Genomic DNA, 23,478 nt, shown 5'->3' on the forward strand with positions numbered 1-23,478 from the left:
GTAAAAGAAAAGGTGTCGATTATGAAAATTGAACATGTAGCAATTTGGGTAAATGATTTAGAAGGAATGCGTGATTTCTATAAACAGTACTTTGGTGGTGAAGAAAATAGCTTATATCACAATTCGAAAAAGCAGTTTGAATCTTATTTTATAACTTTTGAAGGTGGAGCGCGTCTAGAACTTATGAGACAAGTAGGGATAGACGGTAAAACACAAGTACAAACAATAGGATATGCGCATATTGCTTTTTCTGTAGGTAGTAAAGAAAAAGTGAACGAATTAACTAATACATTAAGAGAAGCAGGATACCCTGTGTTAAACGGCCCGCGTACTACAGGGGATGGCTACTATGAAAGTGTAGTAAGTGATCCTGAAGGAAATCAGATTGAGATAACAATCTAACATTATATTTATTAATAACTGATAAAAAATAAAACTTTGTTGTTCCCCAAAATGTTTACGAGAAACCTATTATTTCTTCAGAAAGGGGGACATAACAGTGAGTGAATTCATTTTTATTTTCTGTATATATCCATTGCTTATTTTTATTTTTTCAATAGCTGGGACATATAAATTAGGTGTATTTTATGTGATGCCAATGGTAATATTTCTTATTTTTCTTATGTTAAATGTTACATTGTATGATCCATCATTTTTCTTTTGGGTGGGCATATATACTATTTTTTCATTCATTACTTCTTATATAACACTCTTATTTGTAAGGGGATATACAGCTGTAGAAAGTGAACGTTAATATCATTTGGTTATTTTTTGGGGAATAGGGATTTATGCTGAACGATAACAACCTCATTTCGCGTTATCATGACGGGAAATGAGGTTGTTTTATTTCTATATACAATATGTAATGTTTTTTAATTGGAGTGCTGAAACTCCCTAATAATACGTTCAATAACTGGATGAAGAGTAATAGGTAACTCATCAAGCGGAAAGAAGCGTAATTCTTTTGACTCAGTTTGATCACATATAAGCTCACCGTGGAATTCTCGGCAAATATAAACAGCGAGTACACCGTGTACTTGATCGCCGTTTGGATAGATTTGAAAGAAATCAGGTCCTGAGTATGTACGGAGTAGTTCTGGATTTTTAATGATAAGTCCAGTTTCTTCATATACTTCTCGTTGTAAAGCGTCTTCTAACGTTTCATTATATTCTAAGGCGCCACCAATAATACCCCAGCGGTTAAAATCTGTACGGAGCTGCAGTAATATTTCATTTTTCTCATTTAATATAATGGCGTGTGATCCGATTAAAATGAGTGGATGATTTCCTACTAGATTTCTCATGTCTTCAATATAGCCCATAATTCTTCTCCTTATATTTAATAATAATTAGGCAGTTCTTTTAACATTTTTTCTGTTTTACGTGCTGTAAATGCTAAGTTATGATCATCTTTTGTTCTAAAAAATAATGTGCGTAAAAAGATTTTAATGTTTGCGCATAAAATACAATACTCATTAAGGGAAAGGCGTTTTCTAATTTGAGGAAGCCTTTTTATTTTTTTATAAATAATTGAAATTAACTCATCTTGCGGGAAGTCATGATATAGCATAGATAGTAACGGTGTAACAATTCGTTCATCTTCATTATTATGAAAAAGATCCGATGGGATGAAAATTTTATTTAATAAACAATGAATTAATTCCTCGTACCATTCAAAGGTCGTATAGGAATTGTGAACAATTTCAGAAAAGGCATCAGATACGTGGGCAAGACAATGAGCCCATCCTTTATTTTCAATATAGCCTCGAAAATCCATTTCTAAGTTTGTGTATGTAATGAGTTTGTTTTTTATTTCTTCGATATCCTCCTCTGTAAAAAAGTAGTGCGAGTTAGCGAATTGGAGTATTAATGCAAGTAACGAAACAGTATAAGAACGTGTGAAAACCCCATCTGTAAGTGGGGAGTGAATGTCACAATATAAATACTCATCACTTAAACAAGTTTGTAGAAGTAATTTCAGTTGATCGTCCATAAGGAATTCATGATGAATGAAATGTGCAAAACATTTATATATAAGTTGGTAACGAACGTAACTATCAGTTGTTCCGATATACTGAAGCATATTGAGCGTTAACTCATTAATATCTATATGTTGCAGTTGCGTATAGTCATTTTGTTGTATAAGCTCTAACTGTTGTTGCAATGATGTAATATCCAATGGAGAACCTCCTCCGCACTTTAAAGATGCAATGTTTTCTAGTATTCTATATATTCAAGGACAATCCTGCTCATGCAAGGAGAACAAGTAGAAATTCGAGTATGACATAGATGAGGGAAGTATATGATGACTATAGAACAGTTAGAAAAACATTTTAAAATAAGAAAAAATGCTTCTTCTATAATGATAAAAGAAAATGATGCAGAGGTTTTTACAGAAGAGCAATTAGAAGAGATAATGCAATATTGCGTTGCTGAAGCTGAAAAAGATGGAATAGAAGAATTGCAATTTGAGATTTCTTCAAAAAGCCCAAATTATGATGTGTATAAGAAATGTTTCGAAACGTATTCATTTGAATATATTACTGAAAATATGATTGTATTTAAGGATATATATGAAGTAGAAGATATAGAAAGTGAAATTGATTTTAAGCTTATTGAAGAGATAGGCGAAGCCGCTTTTTATTCACTGTGGAATGAAGTGACGGGAGAACAAATCGATTATGATCAATTTGTAAATACGATGCTACAAGAAATAGGTGGGCAATGGAAAGAACATTGTTTAACAGCAAGTATCGATGAAGAGCCAATAGGAATTGTAATCCCGCATATTGAAAGAGGTACGTTAGAAGAAGGAAAACTTATGTATTTCGCAGTCGCTCCAAATATGCGAAATAAAGGGTATGAAGCAGCATTCTTTACAGGGGCAATGTTTGTCTTAAAAGAAATAGGCGCATCTTATTATATTGGCGAGACAAATGTACAAAACGAGTGGATGAAGGATGTCTTTGAAAAGAACGGATGTCAGCAGCTGAGCTCTACTGAGCGATATGTGAGAAGGTTTTAGAAGGATGGATGATTTACTCTCTCGAACTCATTTAGCGGGAATCCATGTACAACTTATGAACAAATAAAAGAACTTTTTGCATGTTTGTAAGATAAAAAGAAAAATCGAAACGACAAAGTAAGCTTTCCTATAATACAATAGAGAAGGATTAGACTATACGAAGAAAGCGTTGGTGAAAGTATGAAGCAGCAAAGAAATTGGCTACAAGCAACTGTAGAACGAAATGAAGATAATACGTTACATATAAAGTGGGAAAATAATATAGAAGAAGTTCGTATTTATTGGAGTACTTCACCAGATCATATTGAAGAAAATGGAGAATTACTTGTAACAGTAAGTGGGGATGCATGTACAATTGAAAACCCGAGTGAAAATGAGCGTCCATATTTTAGGTTAGTAGGAAGTAATGGACAAGCAGTGACAGTAGCTGAGCGTAGATTACCATTACAAGGTGCGTTTAACTTCCGTGATATGGGAGGATATGAAACGACTGAAGGCCGTAAAGTAAAATGGGGTAAATTGTATCGTTCTGAAGAATTAGCAGGATTAACAGAATGGGATATCGAGTATTTACAGAAGTCTAGCTTAAAATTAATTTGTGATTACCGTACAGATTTTGAAGTGAAGCATAAGCCGAACCCAAGTGTTACAGGTGCTCGTCAAGTGTGCTTACCAGTTATGCAAGACTTGGCGAAAGACTTGAATATAAATGAATTTTTCCAAGTTGGTGACCTTTCTATGTTAGGGAAACCAGGCGAGTATCTTGTGAAAATGAATCAAGATTTCGTAAGTGGTAATGAAGCATTCGTGAGCTTCTTAAAACTGGCGCAAAACCCGGAAAACTTACCGTTAGTAAACCACTGTACAGCTGGAAAAGACCGTACAGGATTTGGTTCTGCATTATTATTACTTTTACTAGGTGTACCGGAAAAAACAGTAATGGAAGACTACTTACTAAGTAACGGTTTCCGTGAAAAGTTAAATGAAAAAATGATGGCCTTTTTAGGTGCGAAATTACAGAACGACGAAAGTAGAGCAATATTAGGTGCAATGTTTGAAGCACGTGCTGAGTATTTACAAGCTGCGATTGATGAAGTTAAAAAGCAATATGGATCAGTGGAAGCATACGCTGAAAAAGCTCTTGGCTTTACGAAAGAATCGTTAGAGGAATTGAAAGAATTATTGCTAGAAGATAAATAAGAAGAAGGGAGGCTGATTGGATTAGCCTCCTTTTATTATTGTTGCTATAATTAAGCTATGAGAAAATAGGAATTGAGGCGAACATCATGAAATACAAAGTAATACTATTCGACGTAGACGATACATTATTAGATTTCCCTAAAACAGAAAGAAACGCATTACATAACGCGTTTGTACAATTTGGCATGCCTACAGGGTATAATGATTATCTTGCAAGTTATAAAGAGATTAGTAATGGATTATGGAGAGATTTAGAGAATAAAATGATTACGCTAAGTGAATTAGCGGTAGATCGATTTAGACAATTATTTGCTCTTCATACTCTAGAAGTAGATGCGCAGCAATTTAGTGATGTATACCTTGAAAACTTAGGAAAAGAAGTACATCTTATAGATGGTGCAGTGCAATTATGTGAGAACCTTCAAGATTGCAAGTTAGGTATTATTACGAATGGATATACGAAGGTGCAACAATCTAGAATTGGAAATTCCCCTTTATGTCACTTCTTTGATCATATTATTATTTCTGAAGAAGTCGGCCATCAAAAACCAGCGCGTGAGATTTTTGATTATGCTTTTGAGAAGTTTGGGATTACGGATAAATCAAGTGTACTAATGGTTGGAGATTCGCTAACTTCTGATATGAAAGGCGGAGAAGATTACGGTATTGATACGTGTTGGTATAATCCGAGTTTAAAAGAGAATACGACGAGTGTTAAGCCGACTTATGAAGTGGAGAACCTGCTACAAATTTTAGAAATTGCGGAAGTGGCGGAAGAAAAGGTAGCTTCATTTTAATAGAATTAAGATTTTTCGATTAGTTGATATATATTAAGTTACGGTAGATATATTTGAAAAATCGTTCATATAAGTTCATATACTATGATATGGAACAAAAAAAGATGGTACCAAGTCAAAATAATTTTACTGAAAGAAAACAGAAATAACACAAAATAATATATTTAGCTGTTTGTAATTGGTCATTACAAACAGCTAAAAAAAACGATTGCCTCTTAGGATCCAAGCAATCGTTTTTTTATTTTTTTCGGAGATGAAATTTGTATTTTTATACCCTATCTCCATCAAGTTTAAAAAATGTTTGTTCCCCAGTAATGAAAAAAATGAATTTAATTCTCATAAATAACTGTAAAGTGGTAAAAATTTCGTTTTGGGTGTAATTCAAAATCTTAAGTTAATGGGCATGAGGTGGGACCCTTTCCTTGTTTAGACCGGATATCCGCCTGTTGGCGGTGGCCAAGCACTAAATAATCTGCGAATCAGCACAATTTCTCCTAAATGGTAGGAGTTATGAGATGCAATATTCCGTAGAACACCGCCAGGGGTTTCATCAGGCCATTCCTCCAATGTTTTGTCCAATTGAACAGTTTGGGCGATCGTGCATGCCTGTTCAATCCCTTGAAGAAAATACTGAATAATCTGTTGCCACTCTTCCTCACTGCCAGGGCATTCTTCTTCAGGCCAGCTCTCTTTTACATGGGCAGGCAATGCAGGCTTCTTCCCCTGAGCGGATAATAAGAGAAAATCTTGCCAATAGGTCATGTGTTTCACTAATTGATAAATAGAATAAGGCAGTTCCTCTCTGCGTTTTCCCGCAAGCGCCACGTCTATATCCGACAAAGCATTCTTGATGGGAAGATGTCCTCGTTCCCCTCTTAACGATTTTACTAATGCCTGGCTAAACGCTTTATTTGATTGCTCCATAATAACTGACTCCCATCCTGTTTTATTTTCTAATTTGCTGATTTTATGATTCCGTCTTTTTTATATGTACTAAATAAATTATAGAAGCTTTACGACTATTAAGAGAAAGTAAAATAAGGCAAGAATCACTGACTTCTTAACGTACAGGAAATCGTAGGTTTTTATTTAATTAGTACCTTAATGTACAATTGTATTAACAGATAAATCAAAGGTTCGAATGACAACATTCAGGTCTGCGTTAATATCAGCCACTTTTGATTTTAGCTTTTCCGATCCCTCCTGAATTTTATCCAATTGATTTTATTGTGAATGAACTATGAGTTGATTATAATAATTAGAGTGAACTCTAAGTCAAGAAAAAAATAATAAAAGGATAGTTATTCTATTATGAGGGAGTTCGCGAAGCAAAAATAGCGCTACTATACTAAGGTCATTCACGTGTTATAATGCGATAATTAAATATTCATATATACATAGTTTCTCAGAGTGATGCGATGTCATGTATGAGCTGTGTAACAACTAGAGGTGAGTGAAGGATGTTAATGTTTTTATTTGAGTTAGACAAGGCTATCCCGCAGAAGGATGAGCCACGGTATGCCGCTTATGCAAATGGCTTTATTGAAGGGGATTTAACGATTCGCGTGAGTGACAGCGTATTTTTTCAGAAGTCATGCATGAAGGTTGCAGAGCTTGGCATTTATTTAGGACAGTGGATGGAACAAGTGCAACATGGGCAGAAAGAACAATTGAATTATGAAACGAGTGACCGTGAGGAAGTAATTCTCGGATTCGTATATGAAGAGGAAGATCAGTGGAGAGTTTTTTCCAGTTGGCAGCAATTTGAACTTCAAGAGCGTATATCAACTACAACATTAGTAGAGAGCGTTCAACGCTATTTATATGAGCTAAATAAGGAACTGCGCGCGATAGGATATCCTGTGACGTTTGATCAGTACTTAAGAGGAGAGCGAATGATGCAGCTTTCTTATAAACGACTGTGTGATAGTAAAGCGGATACGACTTCAATAGAGGTTTACAATGGAAGCGAAGGAGTAGGCGCAGTACGGGGCTATTATAAAAATACGTTGATGAAAGTGCTAGACTTCATTCCGAAAGTCGGTAGTAATATCATTTATGAAATAAAGGATAGTAAGAACAATATTCGCGTCATTGCAAAGGATGTAAGTAGGCAGCGTCAAAGAAGGATTTTAGTAACGTACATCGATAATAATGATGCAGAGCATGAAATACTTGTATGTGACGGAAAGTTATTAGATGCAAATTTCTTATTTACTTTTACATATAAGACAGAAGAATATGTTGTTCACAAAACTTCAATTGGGCTTGGAAAATTATTACGAAACGGCTATGTAATCGCAGATTGGAATATTCGTCTTGAGGAAGATATGTATTATATCGAGATGGATGTATATGATGAGGATTATATAGAGGATCAATACTTACTGTTAGGTGTATTTCATGCGGTTTTGTATGGGTGATAAATGAAAAGTACTGGTATTCTTCATGGGAAGGATACCGGTATTTTTTATGTGGTTCTGGTGTGAAGATTGCATTTTGTCGCTTTTCTTTTTTTAGGAATTTACAGTTATAACATCTCATATTTTGTTTATAATTGTAAATGGTTATTAAAATGTATAAATGTTATTTCTTTTTTAATAAATAAAAAATATAAAAAGGAAAAATAATGCAACTTTATAACACGCTTATTCGTGTTATATATGAAAGGAGGAGGGGGATGGAAATTGAAGAAATATATAAGGTTTATATAAACGATGTGTACCGGTATTTATTTTCCCTTTCTCGTAGCCATCACGTAGCGGAGGACTTGATGCAGGAGACTTTTTATCGGGCGTATCTTTATCTAGAAGACTATGAAAACCAAAAGGTAAAATCATGGCTTTTTAAAGTGGCATATCATACGTTTATTGATTTTGTAAGGAAAGAGAAAAAAGTATCTTTTGTAGGAACGGAGGAATTAGAGACAATACAAGCAGGGGAATCTACAGAAGAGTATGTAGTCGCAAAAAATAGTTATGAAAAATTAATTCAGATTATTCATACTTTACCAGTGGTAGAGGCACAAGCTATTTTATTATGTGACGTACATCAATTAACGTACGAAGAGGGTGCTACTGTATTAGATTTAAAGGTAAATACTTATAAAAGTCACATATTTCGTGGGAGAAAGAGATTAAAAGAATTGTTAAAGGAGGAAAAGAGTCAAAATGACAAATGATAAACCTCATTCTGAACAAGATGATTATAAAGAATTGTTACAAGAAGCTCTTCATCAAAGACCAGATTCACTTCCTGATGGAAAACAGCAGCAAGTGTTGAAAATAGGTAAAAAAAGAGCTCGAATTACGAATGTGTTGATTGTATTTACTTTTTTATTACTTATTCAACCTATTTTATATATATCTACACTTTTATATTATACATTGGCACCTACAAACGCGATGGAGATACGGAATGTAGTAAATCAAACATTAAGTGTAACAGAACCTAATGTATTTATGAAAGAAAGGGATATGGAGCAAACATTGTTACCGCTTAGTTTACAATTGCATTTTGATTTGTATAAAAGGGTAGGAAAGAAAGATATTCGAATAGGAGAAGAGAAAACAGATTATTTATTAAGTAGAGCAACGAAAGTAAGCCGTGAATATACAACAGATGAAAAAATTCCGGAAGTCCCATATATAGATAACGAGGTATTATCTCATCCTAATAATTATAATGTGTCTTATAATAGTAGCGAGGAAGCTCAGGTATTAAAAGGTCTTCCACAAGAATCTGTTGTAGAAGCATTTGTATCTTTTAGAGAATTATTAAGTGTACAAGAGGTAACGGATACGTTTCCTACTATTGATATTGTTTGGTATGCCGTGAATACAGGATTAGAGGAGAAGCAAAAGAATGATGAGGGTCAGTATGTTGCCCCAATCGGTTTTCCAGCAGATATGATTTCAAGTCCAAGTGGTCCTTTTTTAAGTGACTCACCTCATGAGGAACAATTTATTGATGTGTTAAAGTCATTACGGAAGCATGAAGATTTAGCGGTGAAGCTATCTAGAGCGAAAACATTAGAGTTGTCACAGCGCATTTCTTTCCTTGAAAAAAATGGGATAAAAACATACGGGGCAGTTGTAACTGGACCTAAAGGAGAAGTTGAAAAATTGATGAGCCATGAAAAAGTTAGAAACTTGAAAGTAGGTGAAGCGAGATTATGGAATTGGCATTCTTAAAAAAAAGAAAGAGTCATATTTATAAACAGGAAACGTGGATGGGTATTATTTCATTAATTATTGCCTTTCTAGCGTTATTGTATTTGAACATTACATTGCTTATTCAAGAAATATTTATAGGCGAAGGTTTTCGAGAAATAGTTGGAGCTGGATTGATGTGTTCAGTCGTAGGCATGCTCACAAAAAGCAAAAGTCGAAAATATGCATTGTGGGCATGTAGTTTATTTGTTTTTATGTTACTGTTTGCTGTATTTGGATTTATGTTAGGTTGGATGATAAGCTTTACGCCATAAATATGTGGAAAAGAGCGAATGTAGATTCGCTCTTTTTTAATGTGTAAAAAGTAAACTAGATAAGAGAAGAACCTATCAAATTTGAAAGGAGAGCACTATGCATCTAGGCTGTGGTTTTGTTGATATGTTTTCCGCTCACGATTCAGTATTATATATTAAACTTGGTGCCCTTTATTAATCCTCAAAAATAAAAACCTCATCAATCGTACTATGTAGTGCCCTCGCTATATCGTGAGCAAGCTGTAAGGAAGGGTTATACTTTCCTTTTTCGAGATGGCTAATCGTTTCACGACGTACACCAACCTTTTTCGCTAAATCTTCCTGCGTCATATGTACTTTGGCACGGTATTCTTTTATCTTCGTTACGAACGCCATGGTGCATCTTCCATTTCATCAACTGGTTTATCGTAAAAGAAGGTAGAGAATCCGAATGTAAGAATGAGTGTGCTGAAAATAAGAGCAATATCAATCTCTTGTAGTGTAGGATTCGGAAATAACATTTCAATAAAGATAATGATAGCGGTAGTTAATAACGTAACGATAAAGGCGTTGCGGCAAGATTTATTGACGATTTGTTCAAATAGTTCATCGTGTTGAACTTTTCTATACGTCGTGAAAAAGGAGAAGAAACAGAACATAGTAAACAATCCTTTTTCATAAAAAAATCCGAGAAACCCAAAGAAACCGAGAAATCCTAAATATTTTATCCAAGTCGTTTTCATGATAGATTCTCCTTTCGATGTTAGAAATAAAGTGAAGGCTAATAATCAGTGGGGGGTGTTCATCCCCCACTGATTATTAGCCTTCACCAATCGGGCGTTTACGGGCAGCAGGGCTCCCACCTAACTTCTTTGCTCCAGCCGAATTTTGAGGTGGGAGTCTTACTGCCAGTTAATGCGGGATAAATCACTATATGTTATAAATATATCACATATGGAAATTCATAGTAATAATAGTTTTGCGATTTATTTCATAATAATAGTAAAAAAGGTTAAATATTCTGTAAAATAAAAAGGGAAATATCGTAAAATGGATGTAAGGAGGGGGAGGACGAAATGTTAACTGGGATAATGATCGTTATATTACTTGTAGTTATTACTGTAATTGGAACGGTGTTAATTGGGCGAAATGGTGATGCGAATTATAGTAAAGCGACAAAAGGAAATATTAAACGACTTACGATGATTTATATAATACTAGCTGTTGTTTTAATTGTTGGATTAGGAGTTTATATTTATTTTAAAGGTTAAAAAAACTGAAAAATGTAAAAATCTATAAATATAAGTATGCTATAATATTAATATAGTTAATTGGTAATTAAGGAAAGGATTGGATGTAATGATCGAAATTTTGAATGTGTCAAAAAGTTATAATGGATCTACCTATGCAGTAAAAGATTTAAGTTTATCTGTACCGAGCGGAGAAATCTTTGGGTTTTTAGGACCGAATGGTGCGGGTAAATCAACGACAATTAAGATGATTACTGGTATTCATGGGGTGGACAAAGGAACCATTACAATCAACGGTAAAGATATTATGAAAAATCCGATGGAAGCGAAGAAAACATTTGGCTATGTTCCAGATAGCCCGGATATGTTTTTACGATTAAAAGGGATTGAATATTTAAACTTTATGGCTGATATGTATGAAGTACCGAAGGAAGTAAGACAAGAACGAATAGAGTCATTAGCGAAGAAGTTTGATCTGTACAATGCTTTATCTGATCAAATTCAAAGTTATTCACACGGTATGAGACAAAAGATTGTTATTATCGGTGTGCTCGTACATGAACCAGATGTGTGGATTTTAGATGAACCGTTAACAGGTCTTGATCCGAAATCTGCATATATTTTAAAAGAAATGATGAGAGAACATGCAGATAAAGGGAAGATTGTATTTTTCTCGACACACGTATTAGAAGTAGCTGAAAAAATATGTGACCGCGTCGCGATTATTAATAAGGGAAATCTTCAGTTTAAAGGGAATTTAAATGAAATGAGAGATCATTTTGAATCCAATGAATCACTTGAAAAAATGTTCTTGGAGATGACGGGCAATGAGTAAAATTTTGACGTTAACGAAAGTATTATTGAAATTAAATTATGCAGATTTCATAACAGATAAAAAGAAAAGATGGGCGTATTTATTTTCATTTGCAGCCATTTTATTTGTAGGTTTTTTAATATTTGGTTCGATGACCCATGGAATATATGAAGGAATGATACACCTCGGACAGGATCCAGGAATTGTTATTGCGATGGGATTAGCAGTTGCTAGTATATGGGTATTTTTGATGAGTATTATGAACATTTTAACAGTGTTTTACTATAGTAATGATGTTGAAATGTTGCTACCGTTACCGTTAAAACCAGCGCAAATTATTTCGGCAAAGTTCTTTACAGTGTTAATTACACAATACGTAATGAGCTCGTTTATTTTATTGCCTATCTTTATTACTTACGGTTTAAAGAGTGGTGCTTTCATTACATATTACATTTATATGATTGTCATTTACTTATTCTTCCCGATCATTCCGCTAGTTTTAGCTTCGTTAATTATGACAATTATTATGAGGTATACGAATATAGCGAAAAATAAAGATCGAGGAAGTATATTTATTGGAGTCGTAAGTATACTATTTATCGTCGGAATCAATGTATTTATGCAATGGAGAAATAAAAGTGCAGTATCTGGAGCTGGAGATTCAGTTGCGAATTATCTTACAAATAATCAATCCTCCCTTTTCATACAAATGACAAATTATTTTCCGACTACATATTTTGGTGCAATGGGATTAGTAGAAAATGCATCGTGGAAGGGAATATTATACGTACTAATATACATTCTTATTTCTATCGCATTTTTCGGTTTGTTTTATTACATTGCAGAGCGTACATATTTAAAAGGGGTTATTGGACTTTCAACGAGTACAGCAAAAAAAGAGGTAATTTCAGCAGAAGGCTTACAGAAATCAACAGTACAAAGTTCACATTTAAAAGCGTATGTGAAAAAAGAATTTAAAACGTTATTCCGCACGCCACAATTTTTCTTAAATTGTATTGTGCAAACTTTTGTTATGCCAATTATGCTGTTCTTTGTTTTGTTTGTACAAGATGGAAATTTAAAATGGATTACGGAATATATTGATAATCCAGAATCAGCAGGTTTCACAATTGGTGTTGGCCTTTGTGCATCCTTATTTTTAATGGGGAGTAACGTTATTGCAACAACGTCATTCTCACGAGATGGAAGCTCTTGGTTTGTTAATCGCTACTTACCAGTAAAGGCTTCGGATATCTTTTTTGCGAAAGCGATAACGGCCTGGTTAATTAATGTAGTCATTTTAGGAGTATTCGGTATTACAATGGGAGTTGTAGCAGGTATTTCGCCAGTCTTCATGATACTTTGGTTCTTACTAAGTGCGAACGGTTTATTGTTAATTAATTTAATCGGTACACGCTGGGATGCACAAACTGCAGATATTCATTGGGATACAGAACAGAAATTATTTAAAAGTCGATATACAACTTTGTGGAATTTTTTAGCTAATATTTTAATAGCTTTAGTTATTGTAGCGGGTGTAAGTGTATTATACTTCTTCCTTCAAGTAGGACTTTGGATTATGTTTATCGTTTTATTTGTAATGTTTACGATTGTAAATTATATCTTTATTAAAATTTTAAAATTAGGCGCTGAGCGTATATTGTCAAATATTAATTAAAAAGGTATATCCTCTGTATTCGTGCAGGGGATTTATCCATAGATGGAGGAGAAAAAGTGAAGAAAATAGCAATTGTAACAGGGGCAACTCGTCTGAATGGAATTGGTGCAGCTGTATGCAAGGTGCTTGCTCAAAATGGGATAGACATTTTTTTCACGTACTGGCCTCGGTATGATAAAGCGATGCCATGGGGAATGAATGATCAAGAGCCCTTTTTGTTGAAAAAGGAAATTGAAAGTTACGGCGTTCGATGTGAAATGGCAGAAATCAACTTATCGCAGTCTTATTCGCCTAATCGTGTATTGTATATGGTATCAGAACGTTTAGGGGATCCATCTATTCTTATTAATAATGCGGCGTATTCTACTCCTACGAAAATTGAAGAGTTAGATGTAGAACAGCTAGATAAACATTATACGGTTAATGTTCGTGCTCCTATGCTATTAAGTTCATTATTTATTAAACATTTTTCACTTAAAACGAGTGGAAGTATTATAAATCTTACTTCTGGGCAGTCATTAGGCCCGATGCCAGATGAACTAGCATACGTAGCAACGAAAGGAGCAATAGAAGCATTTACAAAGTCAGTTGCACCAGTTGCTATGGAGAAGGGGATTACAGTCAATGCTGTTGATCCAGGACCAACGAATACAGGATGGATTACAGAGGAATTACAGCATCATTTAGTATGGAAATTCCCGCAAGGAAGAGTTGGAGAACCGGTGGATGCGGCACGCTTAATTGCTTTTTTAGTAAGTGAAGAAGCGAAGTGGGTTACTGGGCAAGTTATTCATTCGAATGGTGGTTATTCATAAAAATATTATGTTAACAAGTGTTGAGAAATAAAAAAATTAGTAATTATTTTGTTTTTTGTATAAATAAAATGTCAAGAAAGATAAAAAATTGATAGGGGAGTATGTTGTCATTTGTAGATTGTAAATCTTCATGTGACAACATACTCTTTTTCTTTTGCTACAGAGGAGGAAAATGTAGTAGAAAAAACTCGAATATTAAAATGAATTTATCGTTTTTTGTACGTATTATTATGAAGATTACTGTCGGAAAGATGGTGATTCGTATGAAAAGGGATTTTTTAAGGGGAAATAGAATCGTAAAGAGAAGGATAAAATTGTAAACATAGGGGGATTTTTATGAAAATGAAAAAGGTCGCTATCGCATCAGTAGCAATTGGTACAATGCTTACAATGGCAGCTTGTAGTACCTCCACAGATAAAGATGCAGCGAAGAAGGATCAGGCAACTGCACAAAATGAAGAGCAATCGAAAACGACAAGTGCAGATGAAGCGTCAAAAACAACGAAAGATACTGAAAAAGACACAAATACTTCTTCGAATGAAAAAACAGATAAGGATGCAAAAAATACAAAGGAATCATCAGGAACAGAAAGTAACGGCAAAACAACAAAAGAAAAAGAAACGACAGGAAAAACGAATGATCAAACTACTAGCGGGAAAACAACAGATCAAAGTACAAGTACAAACAACAACGGAAAAACAACAGATCAAAGTACAAGTACAAACAATAACGGAAAAACAACGAAAGATCCGAAGAAAAACGTCGCTGTGAAAACAAATGTAAAAGAAGTCGTTACATTAATTGAAAGCTTGGACAAGCAATTAGCTGCAAATCCTAAATTAGAATCAGTTAATAAACTTGGAAAACAAATTAATGAGAAGTGGGATGTCATTGAAAAAGAGTTAGAAGCATCACATCCGACTGAATATAAAACAATTGGCCAAAGTATGTATCCGTTAATTGTAGGAGCGGAGAAAGAAAAGATTGATATTAATAAAATGAAGTCATTAACGACAAAAACGAAAAAAGATTTAAATCAATTATTAACGAAGCTTTCATAGTTTCAAAAGCCTACTCGTGTGAGTAGGCCTTTTTAGTTTGTTGTACATTCTCGTTGGGTGTTAAGAAATAAAGACTTCATTTGAAAGGAACATCACAATGATAAAAAAGAGTGATAACTATTAAAGATATTTTTTGATAGGAAGTCATATAAAACGCTCCCTTGTATTTATATTTGCAATTTAGTAGTTTTTAAAGTTCATTATTTTCTACAAAAATTTCATTTTGTAGAAAAGGAGAATGAATTGAGATATACGATAAAGAGGAAGTTTATGATGAAGAAATTGCACCAGTATCGCAGAAAATCCTAGAAATATGTAAACGAGAAGAACTTCCAATGGTCGCACAATTTTATTTAGCGGAAGAGTCTCCATACAGTGGCTGTTCAACCATTATATTGTTCGTCAGCAATTGTTCAGGGAGAACATAATGAAGAAGAAGGCATTCAGCAGTTACAATCAATTGCTCAAATTATGAAATACGGAACAAATGGACTACCAGTAGTAATGACGGCAATGATTCGAAAATAAAAAAGCAGCTAACAAAAGCTAGCTGCCCGACTCTCCAAGGGGGAACAAGGAGAAAATCTAATGTCATGTATAGTATTGACGGAATATTGAATTTTATTCGAGGAGGGCTTATTTTTAAATGTAATTTAGGGTTGGTTCCAGAAAAGTGACATACCACAAAAATATAAAATTATTAAAAGGACAATTACTATGAAAGCAATTAAAGAAACTTTCTTCCATAAATTTTTCATCAGTAGACCTCCTTTATGAAGAATATTAACACTTTTCCAGAATCTGACCCAAATAATCCTTTTACTCAAAAAAAGATCGCCTGTATACTAAGAGGCAATCTTTTTTGAGTTGTTTGTAATGGCTAATTACAGGTTTTAAATACTATTTAGTGTTATTTCTACTTTCCAAAACCTGCTCCATATTATTAGTCGCCCATTCCATCATTAAAAGGATAATTGGACGTAATGACTCGCCAAGTTCAGTTAACGAATATTCTACTTTAGGGGGCACTTCACGATATACCTCCCGATGTACGATGCCATCTGCTTCAAGTTCTCTAAGTTGAAGTGTTAACATTCTTTGGGTGATATTAGGTTTTAATCTTTTTAATTCATTAAATCGTTTCTTACCATCTAATAAATGATAAAGAATAACACCTTTCCATTTTCCGCCAATAACCTCGACCATAGCTTCTACTGGACAAGAATATTTATTTAAAAATGGATAATTTACATCATCTTCTTTTGAACTAATCATAAAAAGACTCTCCCTTAACAATAGTATCTTTTTTGATACTATAGCACATAAATGTGCGTACTTGTATCATTGTTATTTTAAAAATATAATTTGGTTAAATAATAATTTAATGAAAAGGGGATCTTTTATGACTAACACAAAACAAAATACAAAACAAAAAATTATTGAGGCTTTTAACTTTAGACATGCATGTAAAGAATTTGATCCTATGAAGAAAATTTCAGAAGATGATTTTAAATTTATTTTAGAAACAGGAAGATTATCTCCTTCTTCTTTTGGATATGAGCCTTGGAAATTTATTGTGGTACAAAATAAAGAATTAAGAGAAAAACTATTACCATATTCATGGGGAGCAGGTGGGCAACTTTCAACAGCAAGTCATTTTGTCATTGTTCTTTCAAGAAACATCAAAGATATGCACTATGATGCAGAGTATATTCAGCACATGATGAAAGATATTATTGGATTGCCTGAAGAAGCCCAACAGATGAGATATGAATTCTTCAAAAAATTCCAAGAATCGGATTTTAAATTGTTAGACTACGAACGTGCTGTATTTGATTGGTCATCGAAGCAATCTTATATTGCTTTAGCTAATATGATGACTAGTGCAGCTCAAATCGGTATTGATTCTTGTCCAATGGAAGGATTCGATAAAGAAAAAGTAGATTCTTTACTTCGTCAAGAAGGAATTTTAAAAGATGATAATCTTGAGGTATCAGTTATGGTTGCATTTGGATACCGTAAAGGAGAACCAAAATTTAATAAAACAAGACAAACTATGGATACTATTGTTGAATGGATTTAATAAGATAAATTTGTATCCATATAACGAAAAAAACGCTACCCTTTCTATAGAAAGGATAGCGTTTTTTTTATGTCTGTTTTTAAATTTAGCGAGAATGCTTTGTGAATAGTTGAATTGCCTTTTCAGGTACATAGAATTTCCCGTTGCTTTCTACAACGATGCCTCCTAATTCATAATCTTTCCCACCAATATAGATAATGTTTTTATTAACAAACAATTTGGCCTCCGTATTATTGCGTTTTACTACAAGCACCGGGTTTCGTACATCTTTTTTGTCAATCGTTACAGTTGCACCAATTTGTTTAAAGGATGTTTCAGCATCTAAGAATAATTTCTTAGTTAATTCTTCTAATTGAAAGCCCATTGCTTTAGCCATTATTTTCGCAATGTCTGTATTTTGGACTAAACCGTATGGCTTTTGAGGACCGTAAGAGTATAAGAATACATCTTCACCCGTATGACCACCAGTTGTAAAACCGATGTTCGCACGGTTGGCCAATAATTTAGTAAAGATTGGACCTACATCAGTTTTCTTTTGTGCAGCTTTTAACAGCTCTTTTTCATTATCAGTTAGGTCGTCTAAACCGTAAAGTGCAGCGATCTCTTTTATATTAGATAAATCATCTTTTAGTTTATTTGTAGCACCTTCAAGTGTCATTTTCGCCTTTTTCAGTGGGGCAATGTAAGCTGATACTGGTGTGGTATCATATCCTTTTGTGGTATTGCTGTTGCCAATGGAAATACCGCTATTACCATGATCCGCTAATGCAATGACCATAGTGTTACCGTCTTTCTTCGCAAATTCTAATGCTTCTGTAACTGCATCATCAAATGCCAATACATCGCTAATCATCCCGATTGGGTCATTTGCATGTGCTGCCCAATCTGCCTTACTACCTTCTACAAATAAGAAGAAACCATCTTTATCTTTTGATAATGTTTGAATTGCTTTTCTCGTCATCTGGGAAAGAGTTGGCTGCTTAGGATTGGTTATTATACGATCCATATCGAACGCAAGGGCAGTATTAGAGAAAGAACCCCAGATTTTCTTTGATTTGGAGTTTAATAACGCATCTTTTGTTTCGACAAAGTCATACCCTTTGTCTTGAATCACTTTTACTAAATCTTCGTTGTCTTTACGAATTCCGTTGCTTGTCGTAGGCTGAAGTGCTGCTTTTCCACCACCTAATACAACTTCTATATTTTGATAAACTTGCTGTTCACCAAGTACTTCGAAATCTTTACGGTTAACGTGGTGGGCAGAGAAACTAGCAGGAGTAGCATGTTGAATTTCTGATGTAGCAATGATTCCTGTCGCGCGGCCGGAACGTTTTGCGCCTTCTAATACGTTGGCAACTGGACGAAACTTGCATTCTTCTTTCACTGGTTCTAAGCCAGGTGAATTCACAACAGAAGGTAATACGCCCACGTAGCCTGAATTTGATTTATTTCCTGTCGCTAAAGCTGTGGCTGCTGGTGCAGAGTCCGTAATAGCTGATTCTGCGGAATACGTACGAACACCTCCGGATACAATTTGATCTAGTGCAAGAGGTGAACCTTTATACCAGCGGGCTAATGTTGTAGCAGAAGAACTTGTCCCATCTATAACCATGAAAATCACATTTTTAGGTTGCTTTCCTGCTTTTTTTACCTCAGCTTTTACCTCGTTATCGTTCATTATGATTCCTGTTGCTAATGTAAATAGTGCTATCGTTCCCGCTAATGTTAGTCCCATTATTTTTTTTCGAAGAGTAGTCATTGTGGTTCCTCCATAGGTCGTTTTCGATATCCAAATCTAACGTTCGTATGTAAACAAGATTTATTATTAGTAGTACCCCATTGCAACGAAACTAACAATAACTATGGAGTCGAAAAGTTAAATTTAAGCTACTTCTTCAGCAAAATATTCTCCTCATATAAAACTTCTTTGCACCCTTAGTTACATGGTCTTTCCTATAAAAAGAATCTTCTCTTTATTTTATGGGAAACATTTAAAAAAGGATGGTGGGGACATGACAATTGATCGAGTTTGTACAATTGGGCCAGCGAGTAATAATGAAGAAACGTTAGCGCAGTTAATAAACAATGGTATGAAAATTGTTCGGTTAAATTTATCACATGGTACGCATGAAAGTCATAAAGACATCATTCGTTTAGTAAAATCGTTAGACGATTCTATTAAAATTCTAGGGGATGTACAAGGTCCTAAAATAAGATTGGGTGAAATGAAAGAGGAACAAATTACACTTGAAGCAGGGGAGTTATTTACTTTACATACCAATCCAGTTCAAGGGAATAAAGAAGAAGCAAGTGTTGATTATGTAGGGATCGCGAATGACGTGAAAGTTGGAAGTAGAATTCTTATTAATGATGGAGAAGTTGAGTTAATCGTTGAAAAGATAAGTTCGGAAAAAATAGAAACAAGAATAAAAACAGGTGGCAATATTTCCTCTCATAAAGGGGTGAACTTACCAGGTACAATTGTTAGTTTGCCAGCTATTACGGAGAAAGATAAAAAAGATATTCAATTTCTTCTAGAAGAGGAAGTTGATTTTATTGCGTGTTCTTTCGTTCGAAAACCTAGTCATATAAAGAAAATACGAAGTTTTATACATGAACATAAAGAAACATCTCCTAATTTAATTGCAAAAATAGAAACGATGGAAGCAATTGAGAATTTTCAAGACATATGCAAAGAAGCGGATGGCATTATGATCGCAAGGGGAGATTTAGGTGTGGAATTGCCGTATCAATTTATTCCACTGTTACAAAAAATGATGATTCGTGAGTGCAATCGAACGAATACATATGTCATTACAGCGACACAAATGCTTCAATCTATGGTAGATCATTCTATTCCTACAAGAGCTGAGGTGACAGATGTATTTCAAGCTGTACTGGACGGGACGAATGCTGTTATGCTTTCTGCTGAAAGTGCGTCAGGAGATCATCCAATCGAAAGTGTGAAAACGTTACGTCTCGTTTCGGAATTCGCTGAGCATGTAAAAAAAGACGGTCCTTTTGCGATGAAAGATGTATTGGAATTGCTGCATAAGTCTCTTTAGTTTATATAGAAGGATTTATCTCTCATCCTAAAAACGTACGGAAACGAATTAGGGTATGAGGTGCCATTTTAGTATTTACTTACAGATTGAAAGGTGGCATTCCAGCTGCCTATATGAAAGAATCATTATGGAACATGGAGGTCTTTCGGAAATCTAAAGAAGGATTTTAAATTAATTAATCCAATTATCTCATTTAAAATATGTTCATTCCTATTCATAAATGATATCCTTATAGTTGAATACTTTTGCTGAATCAGCAAGAATTTGTCGTTCTTTCTGTATGAATTCAACTTTTTTATGGAAAGATATGTTAGTAAGTGTGCAATTTGAACATTTTATTTTTTAGAGTATGATAGGAGGAGAATGAATATGGAAGCAATTGAAGTAGGCGAAATTTTTAGTCTTACCGATGAGAATAATGAAGAACAGGAAGTTGAAGTGCTTGGAGCGATGGATGTCGAAGGTGCAGAATATATTGCGGTTGCCTTTGTAGAAGACATTCAAACAGAAACTGAGGAAGACATTGATATCTTCTTTTTAAAAGTAGAAGAAGATAATGAATTCTCATACATAGAGAATGACGAGGAATTTGAAAAAGTATCTGCGGCGTTCGAGAAGATTATGGACGAGCAAGAACAAGAATAATAATAAAAAGAGTTAGAAAAAAGAGGGAGATGCATATCTGCCCTCTTTTTTTGTATATGGTTGAAAATTACATTTATAGAAATCAATAATTATATTATGTAAACTGAATGACTCTTTATTTATGCACTAGAAAAACCACCCAAATGAGGGTGGCGCTTATTATATATAGTTATTAAATGTGTTATTTTCCAAGGAAGAGAGGGGAATCTTCACTTCAGTACCTTCCTTCATATTACGCAATACAACTGTTTCTGTAGATAGTTCCTCTTCACCAATTATTAGCACATACGGGATATTTTCTTTATTTGCATAATTAAGGGCACGTTTCAATTTACGTCCAGCTAGTTCAAGTTCGATTTTTAAGGAAGTAGTAGAACGCAATTGCTGGGCGATTTGTAAACATTGTAATTCTGTCCCGAGTGGAATGATAAAAAGATCTGCTGTAGATGATGTTGTTGTTTTCTGTGATAGAGCTGTATAAATGACATCTAATCCGAATGAAATACCGACTGTTGGATAGTTCATATTATCACCACGGAATGCTCCGATAATATTATCGTATCGACCGCCGCTACCGATGCTAGATGTAATCGTGCCATTTTTTAGAAAGATTTCATACACAGTGCCTGTATACATTGTGAGTCCTCTTGCTAAAAACGGATTGAATATCGTATTTTCATTTATTCCGAGAGCGAGTAAGTATTGCTGTAGTTGTTGTAGTTCCTCTACTCCATCGGCGACAAGTGTATTATTGAAAGTGTCTTTAAAGTCGGCTATAGGGAGCTTTAGGCAAGATAAAACAGTATTACATATTGTATCGGCCATTTCTACAGTAATCCCGCGCTCCAATACATCTTTTCGTACACCATCAATCCCAATCTTTTCGATTTTATCCAATGATAAAATTACGTCACTCGTTAGTTCAGTAGGGATGTTAATAGACTGGAGAATACCGTTTAACAATTTTCGGTTATTATATTGGATCGTTACTTCTAAGTTTAACGTTCGGAACAGCTCAAACGCCATGCTCATGAGTTCAGCTTCCGCCATGACTGATTCTACACCGACTATATCAACGTCACATTGAATGAACTCACGGAATCTGCCTTGTTTAATTGGCCCATCTCGAAATACTTTCCCAATTTCATAGCGTTTAAAGGGTAGGCGGATGTTCGGATTCATCGCCACGACTTTTGCGAATGGAATTGTTAAATCATAACGTAAGGCAAGATCGCGTTTTCCTTGATCCTTAAGTGTATATATTTCTTTTAAAATTTCATCGCCACCACCGTACTTGTAAGACATAAGCTCATACATATTTAACGTTGGTGTCTCTAACGGTTTACAGCCATAACGTTCAAACGTATCTTCACAAGCTCTTTTAATTTTATTTCGTAGTACTTGTTCCTCTGGTAAATAGTCTTTTGTCCCTTTTACATTTTTCATTTCCACCATAATCACTCCTCTTTTAAATTAAAAAAAGCTATGCGGGTATAAAAATACCCACATAGCTTTATGAACGCTTCGTGGGTCAACAGGAAAAGCCCTGTACCCACGAAGAAAAATTTTTCTTCGGATACACGGCGTTACGTATGATGATGAAGTTGGAAAGAAGTATTAAAAGTTCGCATTAAAAATCTCTCCTTAACATAAGTTTTTTCAAATTATATCAGATGAATTTGGAAATATCAATATTTTCAGTTTTGAAGAATACGTGAAGTTATGTAGGAGAAATTGAAAAGAGTGTATAATAAAAGAAAACTTAATAATATGAAATAACTTTTTAAGGAGAACACTATGAAAAAAGATAAAACAAATGCGATGCGAATATTAGATAAAGAAAAAATTGAATATTCGATGATGTCATATGATCCGGACGATGGGAAAATTGATGGCGTATCAGTTGCTGGGAAAATTGGTAGAGAAGTGAGAGAAGTATATAAAACACTTGTCGCTCAAGGGAATAGTAAGGATTATCATGTGTTCATTATCCCAGTAGATGAGGAACTAAATTTAAAAGCAGCCGCAAAGGCGGTCGGTGAAAAGAAGATAGAAATGATTCCTGTTAAAGATATTACGAAAGTTTCAGGGTATATTCGCGGCGGTTGTTCACCAGTAGGAATGAAGAAGTTATTTTCTACATGTATTGATGCGAGTGCTCAATCGCTTGAAACGATCATTGTAAGTGGCGGGAAAATTGGAGTACAAATTGAGCTTAAAGTTGATGACTTGGCGAAAGTGACGAGAGCGCAGTTTGGTGAAATAACGAAATAAGTATACATAGGAAAAGAAGTTCTAATTTTATTAAATTTAGATAAAGATTTATAGGATAATTAGTCCATTATGAGGGCGGATTATCCTTTTTTATTTACATAATGAATGAAATGAAAAGAGATTGAATTTTTAGTTTAATCAGTATAATATGGGTGTGTAATTTTAATCATTTGTTTGGCTAATCCAGTAACAAACAAGAACCCTAAAACCGTGCCAGGATAGGAATGTATAAAAAAATGTATAGATTCATAGAACTAAAAAAGAAGGTTCCCTTGTGAGTGCAGTGACCCCTGTCAAGTAGACAG

The 23,478-nt window shown here is 34.4% G+C and carries 27 protein-coding genes; 19 read left to right on the forward strand and 8 right to left on the reverse strand.

Annotated features, from left to right (window positions below; genetic code table 11):
* Window positions 1-21: 21 nt before the first annotated feature.
* Both NSS74_RS07635 and NSS74_RS07640 read left to right on the forward strand, forming a co-directional pair.
* The gene (locus tag NSS74_RS07635; protein ID WP_002128301.1) at window positions 22-402 is read left to right on the forward strand and encodes a VOC family protein; all 381 of its coding nucleotides are present in this window, start codon (window positions 22-24) and stop codon (window positions 400-402) included.
* 97 nt (window positions 403-499) lie between these two features.
* Entirely contained in the window at window positions 500-754 is a 255-nt protein-coding gene (locus NSS74_RS07640; RefSeq protein ID WP_002142525.1) for a YbeF family protein, read from the forward strand.
* 118 nt (window positions 755-872) lie between these two features.
* Here the strand turns inward: NSS74_RS07640 and NSS74_RS07645 are convergent, their stop codons facing one another.
* Window positions 873-1,322, reverse strand: a complete 450-nt coding sequence (locus NSS74_RS07645) for an NUDIX hydrolase (protein WP_002142523.1) — start codon at window positions 1,320-1,322, stop codon at window positions 873-875.
* A 17-nt stretch (window positions 1,323-1,339) separates the two neighbouring features.
* Entirely contained in the window at window positions 1,340-2,179 is an 840-nt protein-coding gene (locus NSS74_RS07650) for a DUF2785 domain-containing protein (protein WP_002033370.1), read from the reverse strand.
* 123 nt (window positions 2,180-2,302) lie between these two features.
* Here NSS74_RS07650 and NSS74_RS07655 point away from each other — a divergent pair, with 123 nt between their 5' ends.
* From NSS74_RS07655 to NSS74_RS07665, 3 genes are all read left to right on the forward strand, one after another.
* Window positions 2,303-3,025 carry a GNAT family N-acetyltransferase gene (locus NSS74_RS07655; protein WP_002033371.1) on the forward strand — a complete coding sequence of 241 codons (723 nt, stop codon included), beginning with the start codon at window positions 2,303-2,305 and terminating at the stop codon, window positions 3,023-3,025.
* 180 nt (window positions 3,026-3,205) lie between these two features.
* The gene (locus tag NSS74_RS07660) at window positions 3,206-4,225 is read left to right on the forward strand and encodes a tyrosine-protein phosphatase (protein ID WP_002142522.1); all 1,020 of its coding nucleotides are present in this window, start codon (window positions 3,206-3,208) and stop codon (window positions 4,223-4,225) included.
* A gap of 86 nt (window positions 4,226-4,311) precedes the next feature.
* Entirely contained in the window at window positions 4,312-5,022 is a 711-nt protein-coding gene (locus tag NSS74_RS07665; protein ID WP_159146933.1) for a YjjG family noncanonical pyrimidine nucleotidase, read from the forward strand.
* A gap of 426 nt (window positions 5,023-5,448) precedes the next feature.
* On the opposite strand, the gene NSS74_RS07670 is transcribed toward NSS74_RS07665, so the two are convergent.
* Window positions 5,449-5,946 carry a DinB family protein gene (locus tag NSS74_RS07670; RefSeq protein ID WP_002142520.1) on the reverse strand — a complete coding sequence of 166 codons (498 nt, stop codon included), beginning with the start codon at window positions 5,944-5,946 and terminating at the stop codon, window positions 5,449-5,451.
* Between the two features lie 536 nt (window positions 5,947-6,482).
* On the opposite strand from NSS74_RS07670, the gene NSS74_RS07675 reads away from it, so the two are divergent.
* The 4 genes from NSS74_RS07675 to NSS74_RS07690 all read left to right on the forward strand — a co-directional run bounded on the left by NSS74_RS07675 (window position 6,483) and on the right by NSS74_RS07690 (window position 9,508).
* Entirely contained in the window at window positions 6,483-7,445 is a 963-nt protein-coding gene (locus NSS74_RS07675; protein ID WP_002142519.1) for a tubby C-terminal domain-like protein, read from the forward strand.
* Window positions 7,446-7,702: 257 nt separating this feature from the next.
* Entirely contained in the window at window positions 7,703-8,203 is a 501-nt protein-coding gene (locus NSS74_RS07680) for a sigma-70 family RNA polymerase sigma factor (RefSeq protein WP_002013989.1), read from the forward strand.
* Window positions 8,193-9,215 (forward strand): anti-sigma factor, encoded by a 1,023-nt coding sequence (locus NSS74_RS07685; RefSeq protein WP_002142518.1) that lies wholly within the window; start codon window positions 8,193-8,195, stop codon window positions 9,213-9,215. The genes NSS74_RS07680 and NSS74_RS07685 overlap by 11 nt, the downstream gene beginning before the upstream one ends.
* Window positions 9,197-9,508 carry a hypothetical protein gene (locus NSS74_RS07690; protein WP_002128289.1) on the forward strand — a complete coding sequence of 104 codons (312 nt, stop codon included), beginning with the start codon at window positions 9,197-9,199 and terminating at the stop codon, window positions 9,506-9,508. Before NSS74_RS07685 ends, NSS74_RS07690 begins: the two co-directional genes overlap by 19 nt.
* Window positions 9,509-9,682: 174 nt before the next feature.
* On the opposite strand, the gene NSS74_RS07695 is transcribed toward NSS74_RS07690, so the two are convergent.
* Window positions 9,683-9,883 carry a helix-turn-helix transcriptional regulator gene (locus tag NSS74_RS07695; protein ID WP_002084410.1) on the reverse strand — a complete coding sequence of 67 codons (201 nt, stop codon included), beginning with the start codon at window positions 9,881-9,883 and terminating at the stop codon, window positions 9,683-9,685.
* Complete coding sequence (locus NSS74_RS07700) at window positions 9,871-10,230, reverse strand: DUF3796 domain-containing protein (protein WP_002033294.1); 360 nt, start codon at window positions 10,228-10,230, stop codon at window positions 9,871-9,873. Before NSS74_RS07700 ends, NSS74_RS07695 begins: the two co-directional genes overlap by 13 nt.
* A 333-nt stretch (window positions 10,231-10,563) precedes the next feature.
* On the opposite strand from NSS74_RS07700, the gene NSS74_RS07705 reads away from it, so the two are divergent.
* The 6 genes from NSS74_RS07705 (at window position 10,564) to NSS74_RS07730 (ending at window position 15,634) form a co-directional block, all read left to right on the forward strand.
* Window positions 10,564-10,758, forward strand: a complete 195-nt coding sequence (locus tag NSS74_RS07705; RefSeq protein WP_002142517.1) for a hypothetical protein — start codon at window positions 10,564-10,566, stop codon at window positions 10,756-10,758.
* Window positions 10,759-10,846: 88 nt separating this feature from the next.
* Entirely contained in the window at window positions 10,847-11,572 is a 726-nt protein-coding gene (locus tag NSS74_RS07710; protein WP_002033261.1) for an ABC transporter ATP-binding protein, read from the forward strand.
* Window positions 11,565-13,229 carry a putative ABC transporter permease subunit gene (locus tag NSS74_RS07715; RefSeq protein ID WP_002142516.1) on the forward strand — a complete coding sequence of 555 codons (1,665 nt, stop codon included), beginning with the start codon at window positions 11,565-11,567 and terminating at the stop codon, window positions 13,227-13,229. The genes NSS74_RS07710 and NSS74_RS07715 overlap by 8 nt, the downstream gene beginning before the upstream one ends.
* A gap of 56 nt (window positions 13,230-13,285) precedes the next feature.
* On the forward strand, window positions 13,286-14,044 hold the full coding sequence (locus NSS74_RS07720; RefSeq protein ID WP_002013978.1) for an SDR family oxidoreductase: 759 nt from the start codon (window positions 13,286-13,288) through the stop codon (window positions 14,042-14,044).
* Between the two features lie 336 nt (window positions 14,045-14,380).
* Complete coding sequence (locus NSS74_RS07725; protein WP_002033268.1) at window positions 14,381-15,106, forward strand: hypothetical protein; 726 nt, start codon at window positions 14,381-14,383, stop codon at window positions 15,104-15,106.
* A gap of 375 nt (window positions 15,107-15,481) precedes the next feature.
* A complete protein-coding gene (locus NSS74_RS07730; protein WP_002033270.1) occupies window positions 15,482-15,634 on the forward strand; it encodes a hypothetical protein in 153 nt (50 codons plus the stop codon).
* A gap of 372 nt (window positions 15,635-16,006) precedes the next feature.
* Here NSS74_RS07730 and NSS74_RS07735 read toward each other — a convergent pair whose 3' ends face one another.
* Complete coding sequence (locus NSS74_RS07735; RefSeq protein WP_002013973.1) at window positions 16,007-16,381, reverse strand: winged helix-turn-helix transcriptional regulator; 375 nt, start codon at window positions 16,379-16,381, stop codon at window positions 16,007-16,009.
* A gap of 127 nt (window positions 16,382-16,508) precedes the next feature.
* On the opposite strand from NSS74_RS07735, the gene NSS74_RS07740 reads away from it, so the two are divergent.
* Window positions 16,509-17,189 carry an NAD(P)H-dependent oxidoreductase gene (locus NSS74_RS07740; protein ID WP_002142515.1) on the forward strand — a complete coding sequence of 227 codons (681 nt, stop codon included), beginning with the start codon at window positions 16,509-16,511 and terminating at the stop codon, window positions 17,187-17,189.
* A gap of 85 nt (window positions 17,190-17,274) precedes the next feature.
* Here the strand turns inward: NSS74_RS07740 and NSS74_RS07745 are convergent, their stop codons facing one another.
* Window positions 17,275-18,948: an alkaline phosphatase gene (locus NSS74_RS07745; RefSeq protein WP_002142513.1), complete on the reverse strand. Its 1,674-nt coding sequence runs from the start codon at window positions 18,946-18,948 to the stop codon at window positions 17,275-17,277.
* Window positions 18,949-19,201: 253 nt separating this feature from the next.
* On the opposite strand from NSS74_RS07745, the gene NSS74_RS07750 reads away from it, so the two are divergent.
* Both NSS74_RS07750 and NSS74_RS07755 read left to right on the forward strand, forming a co-directional pair.
* The gene (locus NSS74_RS07750; protein ID WP_002142512.1) at window positions 19,202-20,254 is read left to right on the forward strand and encodes a pyruvate kinase; all 1,053 of its coding nucleotides are present in this window, start codon (window positions 19,202-19,204) and stop codon (window positions 20,252-20,254) included.
* Between the two features lie 363 nt (window positions 20,255-20,617).
* Window positions 20,618-20,899 carry a DUF1292 domain-containing protein gene (locus tag NSS74_RS07755; protein ID WP_002013967.1) on the forward strand — a complete coding sequence of 94 codons (282 nt, stop codon included), beginning with the start codon at window positions 20,618-20,620 and terminating at the stop codon, window positions 20,897-20,899.
* A gap of 159 nt (window positions 20,900-21,058) precedes the next feature.
* On the opposite strand, the gene NSS74_RS07760 is transcribed toward NSS74_RS07755, so the two are convergent.
* Window positions 21,059-22,354 carry a histidine--tRNA ligase gene (locus NSS74_RS07760; protein ID WP_002142511.1) on the reverse strand — a complete coding sequence of 432 codons (1,296 nt, stop codon included), beginning with the start codon at window positions 22,352-22,354 and terminating at the stop codon, window positions 21,059-21,061.
* Between the two features lie 342 nt (window positions 22,355-22,696).
* Between NSS74_RS07760 and ybaK the strand changes: the two genes are divergently transcribed.
* Entirely contained in the window at window positions 22,697-23,173 is a 477-nt protein-coding gene (ybaK, locus tag NSS74_RS07765; RefSeq protein WP_002142510.1) for a Cys-tRNA(Pro) deacylase, read from the forward strand.
* The last annotated feature ends 305 nt before the right edge of the window (window positions 23,174-23,478 follow it).

It is taken from the genome of Bacillus sp. FSL E2-8868 (assembly GCF_038005505.1).
GTDB classification, from domain to species: domain Bacteria; phylum Bacillota; class Bacilli; order Bacillales; family Bacillaceae_G; genus Bacillus_A; species Bacillus_A mycoides.

Coding starts and splice junctions, on each gene's coding strand:
- NSS74_RS07645 (WP_002142523.1), bottom strand. CDS start 1,322: ATGGGCTATATTGAAGACATGAGAAATCTAGTAGGAAATCATCCACTC.
- NSS74_RS07655 (WP_002033371.1), top strand. CDS start 2,303: ATGATGACTATAGAACAGTTAGAAAAACATTTTAAAATAAGAAAAAAT.
- NSS74_RS07725 (WP_002033268.1), top strand. CDS start 14,381: ATGAAAATGAAAAAGGTCGCTATCGCATCAGTAGCAATTGGTACAATG.
- NSS74_RS07760 (WP_002142511.1), bottom strand. CDS start 22,354: ATGGTGGAAATGAAAAATGTAAAAGGGACAAAAGACTATTTACCAGAG.
- NSS74_RS07715 (WP_002142516.1), top strand. CDS start 11,565: ATGAGTAAAATTTTGACGTTAACGAAAGTATTATTGAAATTAAATTAT.
- NSS74_RS07700 (WP_002033294.1), bottom strand. CDS start 10,230: ATGAAAACGACTTGGATAAAATATTTAGGATTTCTCGGTTTCTTTGGG.
- NSS74_RS07660 (WP_002142522.1), top strand. CDS start 3,206: ATGAAGCAGCAAAGAAATTGGCTACAAGCAACTGTAGAACGAAATGAA.
- NSS74_RS07685 (WP_002142518.1), top strand. CDS start 8,193: ATGACAAATGATAAACCTCATTCTGAACAAGATGATTATAAAGAATTG.
- NSS74_RS07755 (WP_002013967.1), top strand. CDS start 20,618: ATGAATATGGAAGCAATTGAAGTAGGCGAAATTTTTAGTCTTACCGAT.
- NSS74_RS07635 (WP_002128301.1), top strand. CDS start 22: ATGAAAATTGAACATGTAGCAATTTGGGTAAATGATTTAGAAGGAATG.
- NSS74_RS07680 (WP_002013989.1), top strand. CDS start 7,703: ATGGAAATTGAAGAAATATATAAGGTTTATATAAACGATGTGTACCGG.
- NSS74_RS07695 (WP_002084410.1), bottom strand. CDS start 9,883: ATGGCGTTCGTAACGAAGATAAAAGAATACCGTGCCAAAGTACATATG.
- NSS74_RS07710 (WP_002033261.1), top strand. CDS start 10,847: ATGATCGAAATTTTGAATGTGTCAAAAAGTTATAATGGATCTACCTAT.
- NSS74_RS07690 (WP_002128289.1), top strand. CDS start 9,197: ATGGAATTGGCATTCTTAAAAAAAAGAAAGAGTCATATTTATAAACAG.
- ybaK (WP_002142510.1), top strand. CDS start 22,697: ATGAAAAAAGATAAAACAAATGCGATGCGAATATTAGATAAAGAAAAA.
- NSS74_RS07665 (WP_159146933.1), top strand. CDS start 4,312: ATGAAATACAAAGTAATACTATTCGACGTAGACGATACATTATTAGAT.
- NSS74_RS07750 (WP_002142512.1), top strand. CDS start 19,202: ATGACAATTGATCGAGTTTGTACAATTGGGCCAGCGAGTAATAATGAA.
- NSS74_RS07670 (WP_002142520.1), bottom strand. CDS start 5,946: ATGGAGCAATCAAATAAAGCGTTTAGCCAGGCATTAGTAAAATCGTTA.
- NSS74_RS07705 (WP_002142517.1), top strand. CDS start 10,564: ATGTTAACTGGGATAATGATCGTTATATTACTTGTAGTTATTACTGTA.
- NSS74_RS07675 (WP_002142519.1), top strand. CDS start 6,483: ATGTTAATGTTTTTATTTGAGTTAGACAAGGCTATCCCGCAGAAGGAT.
- NSS74_RS07740 (WP_002142515.1), top strand. CDS start 16,509: ATGACTAACACAAAACAAAATACAAAACAAAAAATTATTGAGGCTTTT.
- NSS74_RS07735 (WP_002013973.1), bottom strand. CDS start 16,381: ATGATTAGTTCAAAAGAAGATGATGTAAATTATCCATTTTTAAATAAA.
- NSS74_RS07745 (WP_002142513.1), bottom strand. CDS start 18,948: ATGACTACTCTTCGAAAAAAAATAATGGGACTAACATTAGCGGGAACG.